Source organism: Rhizobium sp. SVR5-9E, from assembly GCF_056755095.1.
Window position 1 is genome coordinate 1 of the sequence record NZ_JBNDHS010000778.1, and the last position, 233, is coordinate 233.

Sequence of the window (233 nt, forward strand, 5' to 3'; positions counted from 1 at the left end):
AGAGACAGGGCCATAAAGATTAGGATCGTTAAATACCACCTGCATATCCAGAGTCCATACAGGTTTGTCTTTGGTTCCTGCATTTAATATACCGAAATTGCTGGCGATGAGCCAGTTGCTGTCTTCGTTGAATTTGAGCAGTGTATTTCCGGAACCAGGTCCTATCGGTATAGTACCCGGTTTGGGTTCGGTAAAGGCTTCCTGCATAGCGGTGGTCACACCCTTGATCTGTC

General features: G+C 46.8%; 1 protein-coding gene. It reads right to left on the bottom strand.

The window, feature by feature from the left end:
• Positions 1-233, bottom strand: a 233-nt coding sequence (locus ACPYOJ_RS36955) for a hypothetical protein (RefSeq protein ID WP_481420625.1), incomplete at both ends; no start/stop codon positions are given.